The 4,195-nt window shown below is 57.9% G+C and carries 5 protein-coding genes; 2 read left to right on the forward strand and 3 right to left on the reverse strand.

Going from position 1 to position 4,195, the window contains the following annotated elements; genetic code table 11:
• Positions 1-740, reverse strand: a 740-nt coding sequence (locus ACTHV6_RS09810) for a xylulokinase (RefSeq protein ID WP_441387289.1), incomplete at its 3' end; no start/stop codon positions are given.
• Between the two features lie 282 nt (positions 741-1,022).
• Here ACTHV6_RS09810 and ACTHV6_RS09815 point away from each other — a divergent pair.
• On the forward strand, positions 1,023-2,072 hold the full coding sequence (locus ACTHV6_RS09815; protein WP_441387290.1) for a galactitol-1-phosphate 5-dehydrogenase: 1,050 nt from the start codon (positions 1,023-1,025) through the stop codon (positions 2,070-2,072).
• Between the two features lie 236 nt (positions 2,073-2,308).
• Here ACTHV6_RS09815 and ACTHV6_RS09820 read toward each other — a convergent pair whose 3' ends face one another.
• Positions 2,309-2,716, reverse strand: coding sequence for a RidA family protein (locus tag ACTHV6_RS09820; protein WP_441387292.1), 408 nt, complete (start codon positions 2,714-2,716; stop codon positions 2,309-2,311).
• A gap of 428 nt (positions 2,717-3,144) precedes the next feature.
• Here ACTHV6_RS09820 and ACTHV6_RS09825 point away from each other — a divergent pair, with 428 nt between their 5' ends.
• A complete protein-coding gene (locus ACTHV6_RS09825; protein WP_441387293.1) occupies positions 3,145-3,501 on the forward strand; it encodes a hypothetical protein in 357 nt (118 codons plus the stop codon).
• Here the strand turns inward: ACTHV6_RS09825 and ACTHV6_RS09830 are convergent.
• A partial coding sequence (locus ACTHV6_RS09830; protein ID WP_441387295.1) for a 5'-nucleotidase occupies positions 3,498-4,195 on the reverse strand: 698 nt, incomplete at its 5' end. The two genes, ACTHV6_RS09825 and ACTHV6_RS09830, sit on opposite strands and share 4 nt — an antisense overlap.

Here is a 4,195-nt window from a genome sequence, read left to right on the forward strand (position 1 = left end):
ACTCCGGCCGCCTGCCCATCGCCCACTCCGGCCACCAACGGAATCGTCTGCTTCAGGCCCCATTCGCGAGAGATCGTGGGGTCTATTTCGCCCATCACGTCTCCGGGCTTGACGAGGTCACTCAGCTGTTCGCGCTTAACTCCTCCGATAATCATCAACCCGGGATCAAAATCCTGCGCGGCGATGTCAAGCATGCCAAGTGAATCCGCCGCGCCCACGGACGTCACCCACTTGCCGGTGAGCTTGAAGGTGAGGTAGCCGTGGACCTCGACGATCTTGTCTGCCAACCGCAGCGAATCTGGCTCGTGCTTCTTCAGCCATGCGAGCTTGTAGATGGCCAGTGCGGTAGCGGGCGGCTTTCCCGAAAGTGCATGAATCGCCGGGTTGCCGATGTTGGCCACCTCCTTGGCAGCGCGTCCGTCCATCCACGTGAGCCCATCGCGCAGAGGATTCCCCTCAATATCGAAGGGCGCGAACGTCTCGCGCTGATGCGTCATCCCCATGGCTGCGATGCGATCGCGATCCGACGGCTTGAGGGCGGCAACGGCCTCCCCCACCGATTCGTTTGTGCTAGTCCACCACTCGAGGGGATCTTGTTCGAAGTAGCTCATCTGCGGGGTTTTCAGCTGGAGCTCCCTGCGAGCCGAGGCAAGAACATTGCCCTCTGGATCAACGATGATCGCTTTGGTTGCGGTAGTGGACGTGTCGATTGCAATGACCAATGGTGAATCAGTGCTCATGATCTACTCCTAGCGTGACTATGTATTCAACGATTCGCCCGCGTGCGCCCTCGCACTCACGGGTCAAGCAGCCTGAACATCACCGCCGAACTGTCCTCGATGGCAGCAACGCCAAACACGCGGTATCGAGATGTCCTCCGTGCCGCACAGGCTGGCTAGCTGTCACTTTACCTCAGGTTGTGACACAATAGTGACGCCAAACACAATGGCTATATAGCTCCCGAATACGGCGACTAGACATAGTCTCTGGTAGCTCAATCCATGTGAGGAAGGAATTTCACGATGCATGCTCTCACCTTTTGGGGAGTCCAAGATCTGAGGTACGAAGAGGTACCGGATCCGGTACTCGATTCACCGGATAACGTCATCATGAAGATCAAGGCCGTGGGCGTGTGCGGGTCTGATAAGAAGCGCTACCGCAAACTCGGCCCCTACATTCCAGGCAACGTGTGGGGCCATGAGTTCTCTGGCGAAATCGTGGAGGTTGGCGCGAACGTCACAAGCGTCAAGGTGGGCGACCGCGCGGCGGCCATCGCCGCCATGACGTCTGAAAAAAGCGCAGATCACCCATCTGGGCGCCCCTCCCAAGATCCGAATCTTTCGGCACTCGGCGCCTTAGTACCCGGCGGATACGCCGAATACATCCAGCTACCCGAAAAGAACCTCGCCCCTATGGACCCGGCGGTCAGTTTCGAAGAAGGTGCCCTCATGGAGCCCACCGCCGTGGTGCTCCACGGTCTTCTCCAGACCGGACTGCAGATGGGTGATGATGTGGGCATCGCCGGCGCGGGCGGGCTCGGCCTACTCGCGGTGGCATGGGCCCGAGCGTTTGGTGCCAAGAACATCTATGCCTTTGACATTCGGGACTCCCAACTCGAGTTGGCCCGCGCGATGGGGGCCGATGTAGCGGTTAACACCTCCGGGCGCCTACTGCACGAAGTGATAGCCGAATACGGCGAAGGTGTGGACTTGGCCGTCGAATCTGCCGGCGCCCCGGACACATCCGCGCAAGTTCTCGGCCTGCCCAAGCGCGGAGGCGAAGTGGTGTACATGGGTATCCCCTATGCGGATATCACAATGCCGCGGCTCTACTTCGAACGTATCGCCCGTTACGAGCTGACCATTCACGGCACGTGGAGCTGCGTCTCGGCCCCATACCCGGGTGCAGAATGGTCCAACGCGCTTGAGATGCTGGCCAACAAGCGCATCAACATTGAGCCCGTCATCTCCCACAAATTCAACCTCAGTGACGGCCCTGAGGTCTTCAAGAAGCTGATCGAAGAGCCCAATCCCTACAGCAAGGTGATGTTCTACCCCGAGGAAACTCAGTAGCCGCCATTCGTCTTGACTGGGGCGCAGCTGCGGCTTTGCAGCTGCGCCCCAGCACTGTATATGGCAATCGGTCTGCATATATCCGAGCAACGTGCGTATACCGATCTGAAACCTTAAGTAGCATCGGCAACTGCTCATCTCTTAACTGCCCACTTCCGCATGATGTGTAAGCCCTAGCTATACGCACAGCGACTACAACATACGGAACTGAAACACGAAAATGACCGTCGTCGTGCTCACTCGGTGACGGCTGCAACGGCTTCCAGTTCCACGAGCTGATCGTCATAGCCCAGAACAGTCACGCCCATCAGCGTGCTCGGCACGTCATGATCACCGAACGCGTCGCGCACCACTTCCCATGCCGCAACAAGGTCAGCCTGCTGGGAAGATGCCACGAGCACCCGCGTACTGACCACATCGTCGATCGTTACCCCGGCAGCGGCGAGTGCTCGTTTCATCGTCTCGACGCACGCGCCGGCCTGCCCCGCGTAGTCGCCCACCGCGACCGTCGCGCCATCATCATCCAAGGGGCACGACCCAGCTAAGAAGATCAGCCGGGCATCTTTCGGCGCGGTCGCGGCGTACGCATACTCGGCAACATCGGACAGGTTGGAAGCGCGGATCAGCTGCACAGAACTCGACATGCTCCCATCGTCTCAGCTGAAGTGTAGGCACACAATTTCTTGCGACTGCGCCCACCAACATTTGGTCCAACGCATTGTCTAACGGCTTCGAACTGACCCAGCCGACCGTCTCCGCGCTGGAAGCGGGCGACCTTGACCGATCTGGCCTCGCCACCCTGAAGTCCTACGTTGAAGCCCTCGGCGGCACCGTCGAAGTCACAGCCGCCTTCGGCGGGCGGACGCTCACGTTGTCGCCACGTCCATTACACGGTTCCGGTACTCCCTCATGAGTGAAATCCGCCATTTAGACCGAATGAGATCACCGTTTTTGACATGCTGGAATCGATGTTCTTGACACCATATTCCGCTACAAACAGCAACCTTGCAGGAGAGTAAAGTCTTGATCGGCTCGCCTCTGCATCGTCCACCGCGACATCAGTCTGCAGAACGTGCTTCTCAAGGTTTTCCATGACGGCGCGGTGCTCGTGAAACTGTCAGACTTTGATCTCGTCAAAGATCAGACGTCCGCCTTTACTCGTACCCGGACTAAGATGCGCGGAACGATTCGTGATCCGCTGCTCGATGCCTTCAAGAGTTACGGAGTGCTCAACGAGGTGTATGCCGTGTGTTCGGTGCTCTCATACATCTTCACCGAGAGGGAAACGCCGAGTTCGGGTTCGGACAGAGTGAGCCAGATCATTCAGAAGTGCGCGGTTCTTGACCTCAAACTCCGCTACCAGACTGTCCTTAAACTCACCACTGATGTTGAGAGACTTGAAGCAACGCCGACAGACGCGCCTACCTAAACAGTTTCGGGGCTGAGCGGTCCTACCTGTTCGTGAACTTGCGTCGAGTCGGATTCGGACGCCTTCTGATTAACGATGCCGAAGGGTACATGGACGCTAGGCACAGTGTCGGCAGCCGGTTCAAGGTGGGTACGTTGATCATCGAAGAAAATGTGGGGGCGTAGTACTCCGAGGACTGCGGCCTTTTCGATGCCTCCAAGAAAGAAAGCGTCGTTTACTCTCAGCCCCCACGATTGAATTGTCTTGACAACACGCTCGTGTGAGGGTGCGTTTCGTGCCGTCACGATTGAGACATGGACACGTCGGTTGTAGGTCGGGTCATCCCTCTGCCGTTGCTCTTCGATGTCCTGGATTCGGTTGATGCCCCTGAGGAAGTCTGTAAGACGACCTTCGTGCATCGGAATTAGAACATTCTCGGTCTCGTTCTCGTGGAATGCTTCAAGACCGTCGCTCTGCATTATGCGTTCGGACTCGTCGTCCGCGAGCACCCCGTCAAAGTCGAACGCAATTCTCAGGTCCTTTCCCTCCGGGTCTCCCGCGGGTGCGCCAATGACCTGTCCCGCGGCAAAACCAAGGCCTATCGCTTCCCGGACATCCCCAAGGTCGCCAGAGAGGAACAGCGACATACTGAGAGCCTTAATGAACTTGTAGGGGGAGCGACCTTGCATGAAGATCGCACGAGTGATGGGAAGAT

This window comes from Ancrocorticia sp. (assembly GCF_052089425.1).
Taxonomy (GTDB): Bacteria; Actinomycetota; Actinomycetes; order Actinomycetales; family Actinomycetaceae; genus Ancrocorticia.